The sequence below is a fragment of the Marinobacter shengliensis genome (genome assembly GCF_030297115.1).
GTDB lineage: Bacteria > Pseudomonadota > Gammaproteobacteria > Pseudomonadales > Oleiphilaceae > Marinobacter > Marinobacter shengliensis.
Window position 1 is genome coordinate 4,102,023 of sequence record NZ_AP028062.1, and the last position, 19,800, is coordinate 4,121,822.

The window sequence follows — 19,800 nt, forward strand, 5'->3', positions numbered from 1 at the left end:
CATAGTTAACAGAGAATTAACAGGAGAGAATCGTCATGACCCGCAAGATTTCCCGCACTCTGGTTGCAACGGTGGCAGCCTGTCTGCTGGCTTTTTCATCTTTGGGCCACGCCAGAGCGGTCGATGAGAGCCCCTCGGCGCTGGCCATGACGGCCGATGCGGTTCTGCTGCGACCTGCCCTACTGGCCACCACCATTGTTGGCAGTGCCGTCTATCTGGTATCTCTGCCATTCTCCGCCCTCGGCGGCAACGCCGGTGAGGCTGGCGAAGTGCTGGTTGTTGGCCCTGCCAAGGCTACCTTCGTTCGCTGCCTGGGCTGCTCGCGCACCGGCCGCAAGCCAGAAACGGTTGAACAAGCTGCTGACTGAGCCTACTCCGGCGATCAGTAGAATCCCGGCTTGCCAGCCGCCGGAATCTGAGGCAGCCTGAAGGAAACCCTTCAGGCTGTTTTTGTTTATGGTGGATTGGTCAACCCTCGATACCGTGTTCCTGGATATGGATGGAACACTGCTGGATCTTCACTTCGACTCGCACTTCTGGCTCGAGCACTTGCCCAGACGTTACGCCGAACAGTACGACCTGCATCCCCAACAGGCGAAAGAGACCCTGGTGGCCATGATCATGGCGGAACGGGGGTCACTGAACTGGTACTGCACCGACTACTGGAGCGAACGGCTCTCGGTGAATATCAACCAGCTGAAGGCGGAAGTCAGTGATCGCATCGGCTACCGCCCCCACGTGCCCGACTTTCTGTCTTCGTTGCGCCAAGCCGGCCTGCGCTCGGTCATTGTGACCAACTGCCACCCGGACCCCCTGGCACTGAAACTGGAGCGCACCGGCCTGGACCAACATGTGGATGCCATCGTTTCCAGCCATGAATTCGGCAAACCCAAGGAAGATCGGGATTTCTGGCGAGACCTCGGCAGAAAAGTCCCGTACCGGCAAGACAAAACCCTGATGGTGGACGACAGTTTTCCCGTGCTGGAGAGTGCCCGCCAGGCAGGCATCGGCCAATGCCTGGCCATTCTTGAGCCCGACAGCACCCAGGCACCCAATGCACAGCACCCTGAGATCCCCGGCATTCGCCATTTTGATGAAGTGCTGCCATCACTGCGTTCGCAACAGCCCCTGCCATCCCGATGACGAGCCGGTTATAATCTGGTTAACACAAAGCCCGACGGCAGGTGCCAACCCGGTGAGGAGATATGACGGCAACCAGCGCTGACGAACAAAAGGTACGGCTCGACAAATGGCTCTGGGCCGCGCGCTTCTACAAGACCCGTTCCCTGGCGAAAGAAGCCATCGAAGGCGGCAAGGTGCACTACAATAGCCAGCGAACAAAGCCCGGCAAGATTGTCGAAGCTGGCGCCAGGGTTACCTTGCGCCTGGGCTGGCAGGAAAAAATCGTGATCGTGGATGAAATAAGCGACCGGCGCAGGGGTGCTCCAGAGGCCCAGAAGCTTTACCACGAAACCAGTGACAGCGTGAAAAAACGCGAAGAACTGGCCTGGCAGCGCAAGACCATGCAGGCAGCCCAATTACCACCCGCCCGCCGGCCGAGCAAGAGAGACCGCCGGGATATTCAGCGGTTCCGGGACCAGAACGGCCTGTAAAACCGGATCACACCACAGCTCGTAAAGAGTACGCCCGCCTCAATTACCCTCCGCGCGGGCAGTACCATCAACCCCACAGACAGCGTCAGGAGACACCATGGCATCCCGAGATCAATTCCAGCGTTTTATTTTCGAACACAGCCAGGTTCGGGGTGCCTGGGTTCAACTGGGTAACAGTTTCAGTGACATCAGCACCCAGGCCCCTTACCCCGAATCCGTTCGCCGTTTACTGGGCGAATCGCTGGTGGCCAGCGTGTTGATGAGCAGCAGCCTGAAGTTCAAGGGTACCCTGTCCTTGCAGGCGGCCGGCGAAGGCTCGTTGCGCACACTGATGGCCGAATGCAGCCACGACCGCCATATCCGGGGCCTTGCCCGCCATGACGATCAGGCGGTTACCGGCGATACCCTGAACGAACTTCTGGGAACCGGCCGCATGGCCATCACCATCACCCCGGACCAGGGCCAACGTTATCAGGGCGTGGTGCCCAGGGAAGCCGATACGCTGGCCGGCTGTCTGGAAGAGTATTTCGAGCGGTCCGAGCAGATTGCCACCAGCCTGTTCCTGTTCGCCAACGAAGACACCGCCGCCGGCCTGATGCTGCAGCGGTTGCCGGGCCATACCGAAGAAGACGATGATTTGTGGAACCGGGTCAATCACCTGGCGCGCACTGTCGAGGCCGAAGAGTTGCTGACGCTCGACAGCGAAACCCTGCTGCACCGGCTGTTCCACGAGGAAACCGTGCGGCTGTTCGATCCCGAACCGGTGGCCTTTCGCTGCAGCTGCTCCAGGGAGCGCACCCTCGCCGCCCTCGAGGCCATCGGCAAAGACGAGTGTTACAGCATCCTCGACGAGCAGGGCAGCATCAACATGGACTGCCAGTTCTGTCACGCAAACTATCGCTTCAATAGAAATGACATTGATCACCTTTTCACCGGTCATACGTTACACTAAGCAGTCACTCAACTTGCCCGGAAGCCGCATCTGGCGCGGCTTTCAGGGCAGTCGTTTTTTACCGGCGTCTCTGGCATAATAGCGCGCCTGAATTGACCCGATTGTTCAGATTTCCGTCAATTTTTTTTCGGGGGGACGGCCTGAGCAATCACGAAGACATCCCGAGGGCGAGGTCGAAGTGAGCAACACTTATAATGATCTGAGTACAGCAAGACTGGTTGAAGTGGCACTGGCCAGAAATGAAGGACAACTGGCAGCCAACGGTTCCCTGGTGGTCACCACCGGCGAACGTACCGGCCGGTCTCCCATGGACCGTTTTATCGTCGAGGAGCCCAGCACCGCTGACGACATCCATTGGGGCCCGATCAACCGCCCGTTCGACGCCGACAAGTTCGACGCCCTCTGGGATCGTGTTGAAGCCTACATTGCTGAAAAAGACAGTTTTGTCTCCCACGTTCACGTCGGCTCTGACCCCGAACACTACCTGCCGGTCAAAATGACCACGGAAACCGCCTGGCAGAACCTGTTTGGCCGCAACCTGTTTATCCGCCCGGATGACTACAACCCGGCCGACAAGCAGGAATGGCAGATCCTCAACGCCGCCAACTTCGAGTGTGTGCCCGAGCGTGACGGCACCAACTCCAATGGCTGCGTGATCATCAACTTTGCCAAGCGCAAAGTATTGCTGGCAGGCATGCACTACGCCGGCGAAATGAAAAAAGCCATGTTCTCTGTACAGAACTTCCTGCTGCCAGAGAAAGACGTACTGCCGATGCACTGCTCCGCCAACGTCAGCGAGAACGGCGAAACCTGCCTGTTCTTCGGCCTGTCCGGTACCGGCAAGACCACCCTGTCTGCCGATCCGCACCGTTTCCTGATCGGTGACGACGAGCACGGCTGGGGCCCCGGCACGGTATTCAACATTGAGGGTGGCTGCTACGCCAAATGCATCGACCTGAGCCAGAAGAACGAGCCGATCATCTGGGATGCCATCCGTTTTGGCGCCATCGTTGAAAACGTGATGATCGATCCGGAAACCCGTGAGCCGGATTACACCGATGTTTCCCTCACCGAAAACTCCCGCTGCGCCTACCCGCTGGAGCACGTGGAGAAGCGGGTTCTGGAGAACCGCGCCGGCGAGCCGTCGCACATTATCTTCCTGACCTGTGATATGACTGGCGTTCTGCCCCCGGTCTCCATCCTGAGCCGTGAAGCGGCCGCTTACCACTTCCTGAGTGGTTACACCGCACTGGTTGGTTCAACCGAGATGGGCTCTTCGTCCAAGCTGAAATCCACCTTCTCAACCTGCTTTGGCGCCCCCTTCTTCCCGCGTCCGGCCGGCGTATACGCCGAGCTGCTGATGAAGCGGATCGACGAGTTCGGCAGCAAGGTATTCCTGGTCAATACTGGCTGGACCGGCGGCCCCTATGGCGAAGGCAAGCGTTTCAGCATTCCGACCACGCGCGCCATCATTGCCGCCATCCAGAATGGCGATCTGGATGACGTGGAAACCGAGCATCTGGACGCCCTGAACCTGGACGTGCCCAAGCACATCCCTGGTGTCGACACCGAACTGCTGAACCCACGCAACACCTGGACCAGCCCGGAATACTATGACGGCAAGGCCCAGGAGCTGATTGCCCAGTTCGTGGAAAACTTCAAGAAGTTCGATGTGGCAGACGCCATCGTCGAGGCCGGCCCGAAACTGAGCTGAGCCTGCCCCAACAAAAAAGCGCCCTGCGAGAGCACGGCGCTTTTTTTGTTGTCTGATACTGGCAGGGGCCGAAGCCCCTCGGGTCAGGTGGCGTAGAACAACAGCGGCACGAAGGCCACCAGCAGCAGGGAAATACCCATGGCAATCAGCGGCATGATGATACGCTCATGGCGCTGGTAGAAGGTGCCACCCTCACGCTGGGCAGCCAGCACCTCGGCCTCACCCACCACCTGACGGGTCAGCAGGTGATTGAGTGCCACCGGTGGGCTCAGGTAACCCAGTTCGAAGGCCACCAGCGTCACCATCCAGAAGTGGATCGGGTGAATACCACTGGAATAGGCAATGGTGGCTACGGTAGCAGTGACCAGAATCACGGCACCGAAAGCATCCATGATCATACCCAGGATTACCAGGATGACCACCATCAGCAACATGGCAGACCAGGCGCTATCGAAGGCCTGCGGGAAGGCTTCCATGATGTGGGAACGCTCGATGACACCACCAATGCTGACTGACAGGCCAAGGAGCAACAGCAGTGCTCCGATTTCAGCGGTGGTATCGTTGGTTGCGCCACGAATACTGCGCTCGAGGCCCGGATGGCGAGCCTGCCCTGGTTCCGGGCTAGTCCGCTTCTTCAGACTGACATGTTCATAGACCAGAATCGCCAGCATGATCACCGGCAGCAACCGTGGCGCGGAGAACTCATCCATCTTCACGTCCAGGGCGAACCGATACACCAGAACAACACCGGCGATCACCAGGGCGTAGGGCAGCAGTGGCCGGAGTGCCCGGAACGAGGCCGGGAAAGCCTGAGCGGTCGGCGCCAGGTCGAATTTGCTCTGCCGGTTGACCGACATCGCCACCAGACCGAACATGGTCGCGGTCAGGACAAATACCCAGATACCCCAACCGAACAGTTCGTCGGTCGTCACTTCCCGGTTCAGGTAGGCGATCACCACCACCAGCAGGCATGGCCTCAGAACCACGCCCAACGAACCGGACATGGCCGTGGCGGCCAAGGCGAGGTGCCGTCTCGCGCCCGCGGCCCGCAGTTCGCTGTAAATCACGGCGCCGGCTGCGATGACAAAGATCCCGGAAGCACCGGTATAAGCCGTCGGCACAGCGGCCACCAATACGGCAACAACCGCCAGCATTTCCGGGGGCATGCGCCAGGGCCGGAATACGTTGAACACGAGGGTCGCCAGACGGGTCTGCTTGAGCATCATGCCTACCCAAACGTACAGCCCAACGTTCAGGAACATGTCCGCCAGCTCCATCATCTTACCCAGGTAGATACCAATACCCGAGGAGTGGCCGATCATCGCAAAATAAGTGCCGGAGATCAGGCACATGACGGTATACAATGGCACCGCAAGGAAGGCCTGCCCGAGCCGACCACCCTCCTGTAGATTGGAGGGCACCCGGAACAGCCGATACAGGCTGGCCAGGGTGAGACAGGCAAAACCGACAATCCACAGATTGTGGAGCATCAGCTCCTCACCGGAAACCGCAGTACTGCTACCCAGGCTGGATTGCCGGAAGATGGCACTGGAGCCCAACAGCATGGCGTTGGCAATGGTCTGCAGGGTATGGGAAACGATGTAATCGAGCCTGGTTTCCATCGCCCGCATGGCGATGTGGTGTCGGGTCAGGGTTGCGGTAACCGCACACAGCATCACCAGAATCACCAGGATATAACGCTGGCCCGCCAGGCCGAAGGCGATCAGATCAGCCACGAACAATTCCACCGCACGATAGGCTTTCACCCCGGGCGTCAATTGATCCTGCAGCTCAAGATAGCTGGCATGGGCCGCCTGACACTCACCGACTGATCGCTCGATGGCCAGCCGGACATCCGCCGGATTCTTTTCATGTGCACCAAGCAAAGCCGCCATGGGGTCATCGTCTGGAGCCCCTGCCGCCATTTCCTCCGCAACCGCAGCTTCAATATCCCGGTCCGGGTTGCACTCCGGTTGCACCGGATCCATGCGGAGTTTGTAGTATCCGCTCCAGAGCTGCTCACCACCGCGCAGCATCTGGTTATGGATATCACTGCTGGTCGAGAACAACACCACAGCCAGCAGCAACAGACACGCCGGCAAGGAAGAGAACCATTCCAGCCCGGAACGTTGCAGACCACCCTTAGTCATAAAACCTACCCTGGAATTTGAAGGAGTTACAGCAGATCATCCAGATCCATGGTTTCGACCGGCGCCCGCTGATCATCCCAGAAGCTGCCGAATTGACCGATGGGGGTCCGGTGGCCGGTGTTCTCGACCCACAAACGATCAGAAATGGCCACCAGCATGTTGCTGGCCATGGCATCAACAAACCGCCACTGGTCGCTGGACGAGTCATTCTTCAACGATTCGGCGTGGTCCCGGATCACCGATTTGATCAAGGCTTCGTCGTTCTTGTTTACTGCGGCGATCGCGTGGAAAACGTGGCCGAGCCTGACGCCCGCCTCTTCGCCCTGCTTGCTGGCGATAGCCAGTCGTTCAAAGGCGTCTTCACCTTCCGGCTGGGTGCCCGGAATCATGGCCCAGACCGTTGCCCGCAGCCCCATCGGCGCGCCCCACCATTTCTTGTTGTCCAGGCACTGGGTCGCCCGGCCAACCACTGAACCGGTATTGAATGGCACACCAATTGAGGACGATGCCTGTATCTGGGCATTCAATGCCTGCAACCCGGACAACAAGCCGGCCAGGTAAATGAACTCATCCAGATCGTCTTTGAATTTGGGGCATTCCCCGCCGTCCGGATCACCGTAATGGGCGTGGTGATGCTGCCAGCCCTTCAGGTATCGTTTTGCCGCCTGGGTATGGGACCGTTTCTGCCGGATCATCGCATCCTGGGCCTCACCGGCGTTCATGGAATACATTGCCCGCGCCGCAGCCAGCTCATGCTCCCTGGCCTGCTCCTCCGCACAACCGCCCGCCGAGAGGTACAGCATAACCGCAAGCTGGTCCGGTTCGCGGGTCACGCGGCCAAACGACATCAGCAGGGGGGCTGTCGCCTCACTCATGGAGCAACCCATGGCCAGGTCATCGGATTCCAGCAGGTAAGGCACCGTGTGATTGCGTGAGAACCCTTGCATCACATCACCGGTGGTTTTGTAGATCATGTGATTGACGGCACCACAACCGGTGAGCACCAGGCTGGCACCAACAGCGGCCACCAGCCCACGAATTCCGGAACCGGCTTTGCGGAAATCATTCATAGCATCAACACCCTTTTATTCTTGTGTTATTCAGAAAACGTCAGCGCCTGGCGCCGCCAGAATCGTTTTGTTACATCCTGTAACCGGCCATGCATTATGACCAAACCGGGCTCCGGTTTATGAGACCAACCCCGCAAATGACGCCTGCGGCCACAGTTCGTAACCGAACAGGGTTTGCACATTTCGGCCAAAGCCACTATAGATTGCTTCAACCGCAGGGTCTGCCTTGCGGTCAAACACAATAATCAGAACGAAATCAAACAGGAGTATCCGATGCGCAAACCAGAGCTTGCCGCCGCCATTGCCGATAAAACCGGCCTGACCCGGGAAAAAGCCAGCGAAGTTATCAACGCCTTTACCGATCAGCTGTCTGCGGCAGCGGCCCGGGGTGAAGACACCACGCTCATTGGCTTCGGCACCTTCAGCATTCGCTCCCGCGAGGCTCGCACAGGCCGCAACCCTCAAACCGGCGCCACCATCCAGATCCCCGCCAGCAAGACCGTCGGATTCAAGGCCGGCAAGGCCCTGAAAGACGCGATCCGTTAACCGGATCCGGCCCGCCAACCGGCGGGCCAGCTTCTACCTGACAGGCCCAGCAACGCCCTTCAGACTTAAGACGCACACTCCGAACGCGAACCGTCCACCCGGCAACGAATGGCACGCATCAGTTTGATCGCACGCTCGTCATACACGCCATCCTCCAGCAGAGACAGCCTCACCTGACGCAGCATCCGGTCGTACTCGGCCACATCTTCCTGAGGCGGGTGCATCCATACCTCTTCCGGAATGCCAGCTTCTGCCTCGGCGATAATCTCGTAGGCCTGATCAATCCGCTTGATCGATTCATCACGCACCATCTGGCCCGCATCATCCGGGAACCGGTCACGATGGATGATGACCTGGAAGTTCATGTACCCCAGGGCGTATTTGAACACGCCACCCTTGGTGTTAACGCCCTTGTACAATTCCAGTGGCTGATAGGCCACCGCCGGGGCGTAGGCCAGGTCCACGCTGCCATTGTTGAACTTGCCGGCAAAGTTGGCGGAATTGGAGCCCACCACTGACGCGCCTACATGACGAACCATGCGCACCGACGCACTGTCATAATCCAGGGTGGCGATGCGCTTGCCCTGGAGCTTTTCAACCGAGTCGACGTTGCGATCACGGGTGTGCAGGTAGATAGCACCACCGGGGAATACACCGGCCACCTCGTAGGGCCCTTCAACCAGGAACTGGCGTGCCTGGGGTTGGCTCAGGGTGTTGTACAACAGGCGCATTTCCTGCTCGCCAGGGACGGCACCCATGGCCTCCAGGCTGCCGGTAAATTTGTTGAACTCACGGGCGCGGGTGCCCGTGAGCAGCACTGCGTCGCACTGGCCCGCCTTGAAGTCCTCGGCGGCAACCTTTTCATCGGTGTAAGCCCGCAGGTTCAGCCTGATGCCTCGCTGCATGGCGACCGGCTGGAACTCTTTGGTAATGGCAAACAGCGGGCCGTTGGCGCCCACGGGATCAAACACGCAAAAGCTGCGCTCGAGAATCTCGGTTTCGGCTTTCGCCAGAGCAGGGGTAACCAGGGTGGCGCACAAAGCAGCCGCCATGGCAATACGGCGGGATAAACTGACTGATTTCACGGGATGACTCCTGAATTATTATTGTCGGACACCGGCACAGCAGGCCGCCGGCATTTTCCGTCGTCCTTTTGATGACCATAAGTGGCCGAGCCATAGAATACGTTGGCTCAGGTGCCTCTCTTCAAGAGTTTTTCAGCAAAAACAGGGTAATCTGTGATGGCGTCGACAGAGGTTGGCCAACCTCTGCCGCATTTTCAGCAGTGTCACTATTGCCAGGCGGTCCGTCCGCCAACCAGCGTTAGCTTCATTAACCCCGGCAGCTCACATCCGAAACGGGGGGCATGGTGTCCGGCTGACACTAGGGTAGATGGGGACGGTACCCAATGGCCTTTGGGGTCGAAAATGCACAGGTCTGCCGCCACACCCTCAGCCAGCGCCCATTCCCGGCCCAAAACCCGGGATGGACCAATGGTCAGCGCAGACAGCAGGTCAGGCATCTCAAGTTCACCAGACGCCACCAGCCCCAACCCCAGGGACAACACGCTCTCGATGCTGGACAGGCCAGGTTCGGTGGCCGGCAGTGGCGCCTGCTTGGCGGCGCTGTCGTGGGGCTGATGCTGGCTGACGATGGCATCAATCACACCCTCGCGAACGCCTGCCAGCAGCGCCTGGCGATCACTCTCGGAGCGCAGCGGCGGGCGTACGTGAAAACGGCTATCAAAGCCCGCCAGTGCATCTTCGGTATACACCAGCTGATGCATGGCGACATCGGCAGTCACCTGGATTCCCCGTTTCCGGGCCTCCGCCAGCATCTCGACGCTGCGGCCACAGGACAACTGGCTCAGGTGCAGTCGTACCCCGGTCTCCTCCGCCAGCAACAGCATTTCCATGACCGCAGCCGTCTCCGCTACTTCCGGGATGCCCAGCAGGCCCAGGCGGGTCGCCACCTGACCATCGTGAGCGTAGCCGTCCGCGGCCAGGGCCTGGTTCTCCGGACTGAACATCACTGTCAGGTCGAATGTCTGGGCATAGGCCATACACCGGCGCAGGATACGGGCATTGCGCACCCCACGGGAACCGTTACCCACTGCCACGCAACCGGCGTTCTTCAGGCCCGCCATATCACTGAGCAAGTCACCTTCCAGGCCACGGGTAATCGCTCCAACGGGCAACACATTCACCACACCACGGGTAGCCGCACCTTCACGAATCAGATGGGTCACGGCGCTGGAATCATTGACCGGAGAGGTTTCCGGGCTGGCGCAAACCGTGGTGAAACCACCGTGGGCGGCTGCCCGGGTTTCCGAGGCAATATTGCCCTTCTGACCATTGCCGGGTTCCCGGAGGTTGCAACACAAATCCACAAACCCCGGGGAAATCACACAGCCACTGGCGTCAACACTCCGGGCTACACCGGCCTGCTGCGCCTCAGAACCGACAGCGGCAATCTTTCCGTCGCGAACCAACAGCCCGGGATTGTCGGTCAATTGCCCATGAGCATCGAACAGGGTGCCACCGGTAATCACCAGGCTGGTGCTGTTATCTTGCTGGCTGCCACTCATGCCCGATGTCCCTCGCTGTCTGTCTGTTTTTGCTGTCGCTCTGCCATTTGCCCACCCATCGCCATGGACATGACCGCCATCCGGATGGCAATACCATTGGTTACCTGGTTCAAGATCACCGATTGAGGACCATCCGCCACCGCCGATTCAATCTCGACACCCCGGTTGATCGGGCCCGGGTGCATCACAATGCAGTCCGGCCTGGCCAGCGCCAGCTTCTCCTGATTCAAGCCATACAGGCGGTAGAATTCCCGCTCGCTGGGCAGCAGTGCCCCTTCCATACGCTCCTTTTGCAGCCTCAGCATGATCACCACGTCCAAGTCTTTCATGCCGCGGGCCATGTCATATTCCACGGTGCAGCCAAGATCTTCCACATCCCTGGGCAACAGGGTACCGGGGGCAATCACCCGCACCTCTTCTGCGCCCAGTTCGTTCAGGGCCCGGATCTGGGAACGGGCAACCCGGGAGTGTAATACGTCGCCGACAATGGCCACTTTCAGGCCTTCAAAACGCCCCTTGTGCTGGCGAATGGTGAGCATGTCGAGCATCGCCTGGGTGGGGTGGGCATGCCTGCCATCGCCCGCATTGATGATGGCCACGCCCGGGGTCACGCTTTCGGCGATAAAGTGCGGCGCCCCGCTCTGGGAATGCCGCACCACGAACATGTCGCTGGCCATGGCCTCCAGGTTAAGCAGGGTGTCTGACAGGGATTCCCCTTTGGAGGTGGCCGACGTGTTGATGTCCAGGTTCAGCACATCGGCAGACAGCCGCTTGGCGGCCAGCTCAAAGGTACTGCGGGTACGGGTACTGGATTCGAAGAACAGGTTAACGACGGTTCGGCCCCGCAACAGCGGCACCTTCTTGATGCTGCGCTCACCCACTTCGATAAAGGAATCGGCGGTATCCAGAATGTCGGTCAGCAGCTCCCGGCCCAGGCCGTCCAAAGTGAGAAAATGCCGCAACTGACCATCCCGGGTCAGCTGCAAGTGGTTCGGGGAGGGATCGTTTGCGGTCATGGCTCGCCTGTCGTCAATTGGGGGTGTTACTGCCCGGAGTCCTGAAGTTCGATGCGCAACGGCTCGGGGCCGCGCAACTTGACGCGCTGATGCGCTTCCAGCGCCAGGGAGTGGCCGACCACATCGGGCTGAATCGGCAGCTCCCGGGCACCCAGATCAATCAAGGTGGCCAGTATGATACTGGCAGGACGACCGTAATCGAAGATCTCATTCATCGCGGCTCGAATGGTTCGCCCACTCATGATCACATCATCAATCAGGATGATGTCACGGCCTTCGGTGTCAAAAGGCAGGCTGGAGGGCTTCACTTTCGGGTTCAGGCCAATGCGACTGAAGTCGTCCCGATAGAAGGAGATATCCAGTTCACCAAACGGCTGTTCTATACCCAGGCGCTTGCCAATGACATCGGCCAGCCAGACGCCACCGGTGCGAATGCCAATCAACACAGGGTTGTCGATACCACGTTGCTCAAGAATCCGGCGTAACCCGGTTTCCAGTTCATCCAGCAACTGGTTGATATCCATCAATGCGGTCATCAGAGCCTCATCAGTCAGATCAGCCGGCCTGTTCCCGGCACCAGGTTTCCAATATCAGTACTGCGGCACGGTCATCCACCCCATGGCGACCAAAATCACGGCTGCCACCGGCAGCCATCACATCGCCCTTGGCTTCAAAGCTGGTCAGTCGCTCATCCACCATCTCTACCGGCACATGAAAACGACCGTGCAGGCGCTTGCCAAATTTGCGGGCCCGGGCACACATGTCGTTCTCGGTATCATCCATATTCAGCGGTAACCCGACCAGTACGACATCCGGCTGCCATTCCGCCAGAAGTTTCTCGACCTGCTGCCAGTCCGGGATACCGTCCCTCGCCGGGATCATGGCCAGGGGCTGGCCGGTGCCGAGCAGTTCCTGACCGGAAGCGACACCGATGCGACGGGTTCCGAAATCAAAGGCCAGCAGCCGACGGTTACCTTGTTCAGGCATGGCCCACCGAATCACTGAGCTGGTTCAGATCGACACCAATCAACCTGAGTACCGCTTCATAACGCTGGCTGACCGGTGTCCGGAACAGGATATCGGTGCTCGCCGGGCAGGTCAGCCAGGCGTTGCTGCCGAGTTCTTCTTCCAACTGCCCTTCACCCCAGCCTGAGTAACCCAGAGCCACCAGAAACTCATCCGGTCCCTCATCGCGACCAATACTTTCCAGAATATCCCGGGAGGTGGTGAGCAGAACGTCATCGGTCACCAGTGCCGTACTTTGCCATTGCTGGCCAGGCGAGTGGAGCACAAAACCCCGTTCCGGCTGCACCGGGCCACCGGTGAACACCGGCAGGTCCAACTCACCGCCATGCATGTCCAGCTGCTCGAGGATTTCTCCCAGGTGGATATCCAGAGGCTGATTGATCATCAGCCCAAGGGCCCCTTCTTCGGAATGCTCACAGAGGTAAATAACACCGCCATGGAAACGGGGGTCGGCGAGCCACGGTGACGCCACCAGAAAGTGATGCCTGAGATTACCGTCGGTTTGCTTGGACGCTGTCATCCGGATGTAAGCCCCCGCTGCTGGAACGACCAGGTACGTATGATCTCCAGTTCGTCCACTTCCTGCTGCATCTCTTCCGGGAAGGGTGCAAAGGGCGCGGCCATGCGCACAATGCGAATGGCGGCATCATCAAGTACCGTGCTGCCGGACGACTGGAGTATCGCCACTTCCTTGATTGTGCCATCTTTGCGCAGAGAAACCAGCATACGCAGATTTCCGTAGATTCCGGCCTGCCTCGCTTCAGTCGGATAATTGATGTTGCCCACCCGGGTAACCTTGTTTACCCAGTTCTGAACGTACCAGGCATTGCTTGACCTGAGGGTGGAGGCCGCCGTCACCCGCATGACCCTTGGCTTGCGAGCATAGGCTTGCTGCTGGGCATCAAACCGGGCTTCCAGGCTGGCAATTTCCAGGCTCCGCTCCATCAGGCTTTTGCGCTCACTGCGTGGCAACGGTTCCGGCTCAGGCTCTGACCGGTCTTCGGGCTGCTCTACCTGCCGGCTCGCCGTCGTTTCGGTCTGGACCACAGCACGCTCTTCCCGGGGTTGCGGTTGTGTGGTGGTCTGGGGCTCAGGCTGCACCTGGGCCATTTCGGGCTGGCTGATTTCCGCAGGTTCCGGCGTGGTCATCTCCATGGCCTCTTCTTCCGTGCCACTACCCTGCTGGCTGGTCTGGGCCAGAAAATCCGCCTCATCCGGAGCCTGCTCATCATCAAACTGCGAGAGCGTAATCTCCATGGTCTGGGCAGACGAACGGGGAGACTCCGGAGCAAAGGTAATGCCCAGAACCACAATGGCATGCACCGCCAGCGCCATGAACAGCGTGAAGGACAACCGGTCGAAATCGCTTACCTGAACTGCCATTACCTTTCCTGATAGTTTATCTGCACGTGCCTGGAGGAAGCCTGACTCAGCTCCGGCCCAGGCGCCGATCAATGGCATCCATCAGCATGCCGGCAATGTCGATGCCAAAGGCCGCATCCAGCTCGCGGATACAGGTTGGACTGGTGACATTGATTTCGGTGAGGTAATCGCCGATCACATCCAGCCCGACAAACATCAGCCCTTTTTCCTTGATCACTGGCGCTACGCGGGCACAGATTTCACGATCCCGCGCGGTCAGTTCGCGCCCCTCTCCACGCCCCCCGGCCGCCAGGTTGCCGCGATTTTCACCCTGGGATGGAATTCGCGCAAGAGCGTATGGCACCGGCTCGCCCTCAATCAACAGAATCCGCTTGTCGCCGTCGGTGATTTCCGGAATGAATTTCTGCGCCATGGCCTGGTGGGCGCCATGGTTGGTCAGAGTTTCAATGATCACCCCAAGGTTCGCATCGTTTTCTCTGACCCGGAAAATCGACCGGCCGCCCATGCCATCCACCGGTTTCATGATGATGTCGCCATGCTCGGCATAGAAATCCCGGAAACGCTGGGAGGAACGGGTGACGATCAACGGTGGCGTGAGGTCCTCGAACTGGGTGGCAAACAGCTTCTCGTTGCAATCCCGCAGCGTGGCCGCCGGATTGACCACCAGCGCACCCTGTTGCTCAGCAGCCCCTAATATATAAGTGGCCATCAGGAACTCGCGATCCACCGGAGGATCCTTGCGCATCAGAATCACATCCAGATCACCCAGGGCCCGATCCTGGCTGGCGCCATAGCTGAACCAGTTTTCCGGGTCCATATGCACGGTGAGATCGCGGGTGTGGGCACGGGCCTGGCCACCCGCCAGATACAGATCGTGCTGTTCCATATACTCGATCTGCCAACCGCGTTTCTGCGCCGCCAGTAACATGGCCAGCGAACTGTCTTTCTTGAAGCTGATGTCTTCGATAGGATCCATCACGATCCCGAGCCGGACTGTCATCAGAGTCTCCTGGAATTTCGATGTGAAAACACGAACCGGTCAGCAGAGCGAACCAGCGATAAAGTGCTATGCTGGAAATGGTATTGTACCCGAGCCTTGATTGCACCCGGTGAAATCCACAGTTAAATCCGTGACGGCACAGGCAGAAGTACATTTGGTCACAAACTAATACTTTTTATCCGGCCATCGATACTCTATAAATGAGCGGGGTTTATAGAACAACCTTAAGGTTTGTGTTAAAACCCCCGTTTGAAAATAACGACAGTCGCTAGAGCGCAAGGCAGTTGGACAATGGATGACAACTTCGAGAATCTGAAGATTATGGTGATTGACGACAGCAAAACCATTCGTCGCACCGCAGAAACCCTTCTCAAAAAGGTCGGTTGTGAGGTCATCACCGCCACTGACGGCTTTGACGCTCTGGCCAAGATTGCTGATTCCCAGCCGGACATCATTTTTGTTGATATCATGATGCCCCGACTGGATGGCTACCAGACCTGCGCACTTATCAAGAACAATTCCTCTTTCAAAAAGACGCCGGTTATCATGCTCTCGAGCAAGGACGGCCTTTTCGACAAGGCAAAAGGTCGCATCGTTGGCTCGGACCAGTATCTGACCAAACCGTTCAGCAAGGATGAGCTGCTCAATACTATTCGCCAGTACATTCCACAGGCGCAACAGTAAACCTGCTGACACCAGTAATTATCGAGGAAAACATGGCCCGCATTCTGATTGTTGACGACTCGCCAACAGAAGTTAAAAAGATTTCCACTATCCTGGAAAAACACAAGCACGAAGTGCTGACCGCCGACAACGGTGCAGACGGCGTGGCCAAAGCCCGCGCAGAAACCCCGGACCTGGTTCTGATGGACGTGGTCATGCCTGGCCTCAATGGCTTTCAGGCCACCCGCCAGCTGACCCGCGCGCCAGAAACTGCGTCCATTCCGGTTGTGATTGTCACCACCAAGGATCAGGAAACCGACCGCGTGTGGGGAACCCGCCAGGGCGCCAAGGGTTACCTGGTCAAGCCGGTTAACGAAGATGACCTGATCAAAACAATCAACAGCCTGATTGCCTGATCCCTAACCGTGGAGTAAGCATGTCCGCCCAGGCCGCCCCTTTCGCCGTTCTGACGGATATCGCCCAGCGCAGCCGGTCATTAGCCGCCGGCCTTCCGGAACAACAGGAAGCCGTTGAACTCTGGAACGGCATCGGTTTTGTTCTGGCGGGTGAGCGCTATGTCGCACCCATGGGTGAAGTCACCGAAATCCTGCACGTCCCCCGGTTTACTCATATCCCGGGGGTTCGCTCGTTTTTGATGGGTGCTGCCAATGTTCGCGGCCGCCTTCTGCCCCTGGTTGATCTCGCTGGCTTCTTCGATGTTCCCCGATCCTCCCGCAGTATGCGCGAGCGTCGGGTTCTGGTCATTGAGGAAGGCGACGTATTCAGCGGCCTGGTGGTCGATTCCGTGCTGGGCATGCAGTACTTTGCAAAAGACAGTTTCAGGGCGACTCCCGAGGGAGTACCCGACAGCATTCGTCCGTTCGTAACCGGTGGTTATGAGCGCAACGAGGAGGTCTGGAAAGTGTTCTCTGCCGCCGATCTGGTGGAAGATGAGCGTTTTCTCGATGTCGCACAGTGGTAAGGGTGTGAGCACTGGCAGGAACATCACCCTGACCGTCTGAAACCCGTTACAAAAACTTGCCATTTCCAGAAAGAAAGAGGCCGGGAGCCAGAAAATGAAAAACAGAGCCGGAAGACTCAGCATGGGACAGGGGGGCAACAGACTGGTTGCCGGCCTGATCGCTGCGCTGATTGCACTCACCGTCCTGCTCGTTGTGGTCCTGTTCATTATTAACAGGGATAGCCAGAACGACCAGGAATACATCGCCAACACCGCCGAAATGCGGGTGCTCTCCCAGGAGATCGCGAAGAACGCCACCGAGGCCGCCGGCGGTACCGCCGAAGCCTTTGACCAGCTTCGTCGCTCCCGGGATGACTTCCAGCAGCTCTGGTCATTCGTCTCAGAAGGTAATCCGGCCACCGGCCTGCCTGCCAGTGAAATGGCCCAGCAGAGTGGCGTTCAGCAGAACTGGAACACGGTTCGGGACAACGCCGACAGCATCCTGTCTACCCGGGATGCGGTACTTGGCCTGCACGAAGTAGCCCGGACCCTGAACGAAACCATTCCCCAGTTGCAGGTGGAGTACGATGACATCGTACAGATCCTGCTGGACAACAACGCTCCGGCGGAGCAGATTGCCCTGGCCCAGCGCCAGTCGCTGCTGGCAGAGCGTATCGTGCGTTCTGTCAACAACGTACTGTCCGGTGACGAAGACGCGGTTATCGCCGCTGACCGTTTCGGCCGTGACGCCAGCCTGTTTGGCCGGGTACTGGACGGTCAGCTTAACGGCAACCCCGCCATGGGCATCTCCAGGGTAGCCGATGAAGACGCTATCTACGGCCTGGAGGCGGTAGACGAGCTGTTCGAATTCGTTTCCCAGAACGTTGATGCGATCCTTGAAGCCTCTCCCGACCTCTTCAAGGTTCGTACCGCTGCCAGTGACATCTTCCAGAACTCCGAGATCCTGCTGTCTGAGCTCTCCGTTCTGGCCGACGGTTTTGCCCGTCAGTCCAGCTCCCGCTTCATCAGCCCGACCCTGGCCTTCTTCCTGCTGGCAGCCATGGTGGCGATCGTGGTCATCATCGGTGTGGCTCTGTATCGCGATGCCCAGGCTCGACTGTCTGCGACTCAGGAGCAGAATGAACAGAACCAGAACGCGATCCTGCGACTGCTGGACGAACTCGCCGACCTGGCGGATGGTGACCTGACCACCGAGGCCACGGTAACCGAGGACTTCACCGGCGCCATCGCCGACTCCATCAACTACGCGATCGACCAGATGCGCGGGCTGGTACAGGCGATTCGGGGTACCGCTGTACGGGTTGCGTCAGCGGCCCAGGAAACCCAGGCCACGGCCATGCACCTTGCCGATGCTTCCGAGCACCAGGCCCAGGAAATTGCCGGCGCCTCTGCTGCGGTTAACGAGATGGCGGTGTCCATCGACCAGGTATCTTCCAACGCCGCCGAATCCTCAGCGGTTGCGGAGCGGTCGGTTGCGATCGCCAAGAAAGGCGCGGAAGTGGTACAGAACACCATCCGCGGCATGGACAACATCCGTGAGCAGATCCAGGAAACCTCCAAGCGGATCAAGCGACTGGGTGAATCTTCCCAGGAAATCGGCGACATCGTATCGCTGATCAACGACATCGCCGACCAGACCAACATCCTGTCTCTGAACGCCGCAATCCAGGCCTCCATGGCCGGTGACGCCGGCCGGGGCTTCGCGGTGGTTGCGGACGAAGTTCAGCGACTGGCGGAGCGTTCTTCTGCAGCAACCAAGCAGATCGAAGCGCTGGTTAAGACGATCCAGTCTGACACCAACGAAGCCGTTATCTCCATGGAACACACCACCGCCGAGGTGGTCCGTGGTGCCCGTCTGGCCCAGGACGCGGGTATCGCCCTCGAGGAAATCGAGAACGTATCCATGTCTCTGGCGGAACTGATCCAGAACATCTCCAACGCGGCCCGCCAGCAGTCGTCCTCTGCGGCGCACATTTCCAACACGATGAACGTCATCCAGGAAATCACCTCGCAGACTTCGTCCGGTACCAACGCAACCGCGAAGTCTATCGGTAACCTGGCCGAGATGGCGTCTGAACTGCGGTCCTCCGTTGCCGGCTTCACCCTGCCAGACGAAGAGCTTGCAGATCAGGAGCAAGAGGAAGACAACGACGTTCCGGTGGTCAGCTGATCACCGGCCCGGGGCGAATGACGGTTTATGGCTCAGATGCATAACCAACTGTCACCCGCCGAAGGCATTTGGGCACTGCGCCGACTCCCGGATATGGATGAGGCGCAGTTCAGCCAGTGGCAGACCCTGCTGGAGCATCGCACCGGCATCACCCTGACGGCCGAACGCCGTTCGTTCCTGGAAACCAATCTGGGTATACGAATGCGGGAAATCGGCTGCAGCAGCTATCAGGCCTATTACGAGAAAATCGTTAACGGCCCGGATGCCGTCAGGGAATGGGCAACACTGGTTGATCGTCTGACGGTTCAGGAAACCCGGTTTTTCCGGGACCCTGACGCCTTCCGGCTGGTTGCAGACTATGTTCTGACCCGCCCCCGGGAACAGTTCAGAAAACGTGCCCTGGAAGCCTGGAGTGTTGGCTGTTCAACCGGCGAAGAGCCCTACACCCTGGCGATGATCCTCAATGAATGCATGGGGCAGTTGGCACTGCAGCCCCTGTTTGGCGTCACTGGCTCTGACATCAGCCTGCCCGCCATCGAAAAGGCACGCCAGGGCCAGTTCAATGCCCGCAAATTGCTGGGCATGGACGAAGACATGAAAGCCCGGTATTTCCGTCCATCAGAACGGAATACCGTTGAGATTGTGAACAGCATCCGTGACCGAGTCTGTTTTACCAGGCTCAATGTCCTGGACCTGGACAAGGCACCGATGCACGGCATGAACATTATCTTCTGCCAGAACCTGCTGATTTACTTCCGCCGCTGGCGCCGGCGGGAAATTGTCAAACGGCTAGCAGAGCGTCTGGCACCGGGGGGGTTACTGGTGCTTGGCCAGGGTGAACTGACCGACTGGCAGCCACCGGGCCTGCAGAGGCTTCCCTCGGAACATGTGCTGGCGTGGATCAAACGTCAGTCCGACGAAGAATAAC

At 58.8% G+C, this 19,800-nt stretch carries 21 protein-coding genes; 11 read left to right on the top strand and 10 right to left on the bottom strand.

The genetic code is table 11. The annotated features are described in order from the left end of the window. Positions 1 to 35 precede the first annotated feature (35 nt). The 5 genes from QUE75_RS18750 to QUE75_RS18770 all read left to right on the top strand — a co-directional run bounded on the left by QUE75_RS18750 (position 36) and on the right by QUE75_RS18770 (position 4,279). Complete coding sequence (locus tag QUE75_RS18750; RefSeq protein ID WP_072675996.1) at positions 36 to 368, top strand: hypothetical protein; 333 nt, start codon at positions 36 to 38, stop codon at positions 366 to 368. Positions 369 to 456: 88 nt separating this feature from the next. Beyond that, positions 457 to 1,143: a GMP/IMP nucleotidase gene (yrfG, locus tag QUE75_RS18755; protein WP_286252462.1), complete on the top strand. Its 687-nt coding sequence runs from the start codon at positions 457 to 459 to the stop codon at positions 1,141 to 1,143. Positions 1,144 to 1,205: 62 nt separating this feature from the next. Further along, positions 1,206 to 1,613: a ribosome-associated heat shock protein Hsp15 gene (gene hslR, locus QUE75_RS18760; RefSeq protein ID WP_286252464.1), complete on the top strand. Its 408-nt coding sequence runs from the start codon at positions 1,206 to 1,208 to the stop codon at positions 1,611 to 1,613. 97 nt (positions 1,614 to 1,710) lie between these two features. Next, on the top strand, positions 1,711 to 2,565 hold the full coding sequence (hslO, locus tag QUE75_RS18765) for an Hsp33 family molecular chaperone HslO (RefSeq protein ID WP_072675993.1): 855 nt from the start codon (positions 1,711 to 1,713) through the stop codon (positions 2,563 to 2,565). 178 nt (positions 2,566 to 2,743) lie between these two features. Beyond that, entirely contained in the window at positions 2,744 to 4,279 is a 1,536-nt protein-coding gene (locus QUE75_RS18770; protein WP_058090768.1) for a phosphoenolpyruvate carboxykinase, read from the top strand. An 83-nt stretch (positions 4,280 to 4,362) separates the two neighbouring features. Here QUE75_RS18770 and QUE75_RS18775 read toward each other — a convergent pair whose 3' ends face one another. Together QUE75_RS18775 and QUE75_RS18780 are read right to left on the bottom strand one after the other, a co-directional pair. Then, complete coding sequence (locus QUE75_RS18775; RefSeq protein ID WP_106696066.1) at positions 4,363 to 6,429, bottom strand: TRAP transporter large permease subunit; 2,067 nt, start codon at positions 6,427 to 6,429, stop codon at positions 4,363 to 4,365. Positions 6,430 to 6,455: 26 nt separating this feature from the next. Then, positions 6,456 to 7,499: a hypothetical protein gene (locus QUE75_RS18780; RefSeq protein WP_286252468.1), complete on the bottom strand. Its 1,044-nt coding sequence runs from the start codon at positions 7,497 to 7,499 to the stop codon at positions 6,456 to 6,458. 273 nt (positions 7,500 to 7,772) lie between these two features. Here QUE75_RS18780 and QUE75_RS18785 point away from each other — a divergent pair, with 273 nt between their 5' ends. Then, a complete protein-coding gene (locus tag QUE75_RS18785; RefSeq protein ID WP_058090771.1) occupies positions 7,773 to 8,045 on the top strand; it encodes an HU family DNA-binding protein in 273 nt (90 codons plus the stop codon). A gap of 65 nt (positions 8,046 to 8,110) precedes the next feature. On the opposite strand, the gene QUE75_RS18790 is transcribed toward QUE75_RS18785, so the two are convergent. From QUE75_RS18790 to gshB, 8 genes are all read right to left on the bottom strand, one after another. Then, positions 8,111 to 9,130 carry a putative solute-binding protein gene (locus QUE75_RS18790; protein WP_106696068.1) on the bottom strand — a complete coding sequence of 340 codons (1,020 nt, stop codon included), beginning with the start codon at positions 9,128 to 9,130 and terminating at the stop codon, positions 8,111 to 8,113. A 206-nt stretch (positions 9,131 to 9,336) separates the two neighbouring features. Then, a complete protein-coding gene (locus QUE75_RS18795; protein WP_286252473.1) occupies positions 9,337 to 10,632 on the bottom strand; it encodes a dihydroorotase in 1,296 nt (431 codons plus the stop codon). Beyond that, a complete protein-coding gene (locus QUE75_RS18800; RefSeq protein WP_061331960.1) occupies positions 10,629 to 11,648 on the bottom strand; it encodes an aspartate carbamoyltransferase catalytic subunit in 1,020 nt (339 codons plus the stop codon). Before QUE75_RS18800 ends, QUE75_RS18795 begins: the two co-directional genes overlap by 4 nt. Before the next feature lie 26 nt (positions 11,649 to 11,674). Next, positions 11,675 to 12,184, bottom strand: a complete 510-nt coding sequence (gene pyrR, locus QUE75_RS18805) for a bifunctional pyr operon transcriptional regulator/uracil phosphoribosyltransferase PyrR (protein ID WP_058090775.1) — start codon at positions 12,182 to 12,184, stop codon at positions 11,675 to 11,677. Between the two features lie 19 nt (positions 12,185 to 12,203). Next, a complete protein-coding gene (gene ruvX / locus QUE75_RS18810; RefSeq protein WP_061331962.1) occupies positions 12,204 to 12,635 on the bottom strand; it encodes a Holliday junction resolvase RuvX in 432 nt (143 codons plus the stop codon). Beyond that, positions 12,628 to 13,194, bottom strand: coding sequence for a YqgE/AlgH family protein (locus QUE75_RS18815; RefSeq protein ID WP_061331963.1), 567 nt, complete (start codon positions 13,192 to 13,194; stop codon positions 12,628 to 12,630). Before QUE75_RS18815 ends, ruvX begins: the two co-directional genes overlap by 8 nt. Further along, positions 13,191 to 14,057, bottom strand: a complete 867-nt coding sequence (locus QUE75_RS18820; protein ID WP_106696071.1) for an energy transducer TonB — start codon at positions 14,055 to 14,057, stop codon at positions 13,191 to 13,193. Before QUE75_RS18820 ends, QUE75_RS18815 begins: the two co-directional genes overlap by 4 nt. A gap of 46 nt (positions 14,058 to 14,103) precedes the next feature. After that, on the bottom strand, positions 14,104 to 15,057 hold the full coding sequence (gshB, locus tag QUE75_RS18825; protein ID WP_286252478.1) for a glutathione synthase: 954 nt from the start codon (positions 15,055 to 15,057) through the stop codon (positions 14,104 to 14,106). A 291-nt stretch (positions 15,058 to 15,348) separates the two neighbouring features. On the opposite strand from gshB, the gene pilG reads away from it, so the two are divergent. From pilG to QUE75_RS18850, 5 genes are all read left to right on the top strand, one after another. Further along, positions 15,349 to 15,741, top strand: coding sequence for a twitching motility response regulator PilG (gene pilG / locus QUE75_RS18830; protein ID WP_058090780.1), 393 nt, complete (start codon positions 15,349 to 15,351; stop codon positions 15,739 to 15,741). A gap of 32 nt (positions 15,742 to 15,773) precedes the next feature. Next, positions 15,774 to 16,136, top strand: coding sequence for a twitching motility response regulator PilH (pilH, locus tag QUE75_RS18835; protein ID WP_011787171.1), 363 nt, complete (start codon positions 15,774 to 15,776; stop codon positions 16,134 to 16,136). 20 nt (positions 16,137 to 16,156) lie between these two features. Further along, the gene (locus tag QUE75_RS18840; protein ID WP_061331966.1) at positions 16,157 to 16,702 is read left to right on the top strand and encodes a chemotaxis protein CheW; all 546 of its coding nucleotides are present in this window, start codon (positions 16,157 to 16,159) and stop codon (positions 16,700 to 16,702) included. A 94-nt stretch (positions 16,703 to 16,796) separates the two neighbouring features. Further along, entirely contained in the window at positions 16,797 to 18,872 is a 2,076-nt protein-coding gene (locus QUE75_RS18845; RefSeq protein ID WP_230715101.1) for a methyl-accepting chemotaxis protein, read from the top strand. 27 nt (positions 18,873 to 18,899) lie between these two features. Next, positions 18,900 to 19,799: a CheR family methyltransferase gene (locus QUE75_RS18850; RefSeq protein WP_061331967.1), complete on the top strand. Its 900-nt coding sequence runs from the start codon at positions 18,900 to 18,902 to the stop codon at positions 19,797 to 19,799. Position 19,800 lies beyond the last annotated feature (1 nt).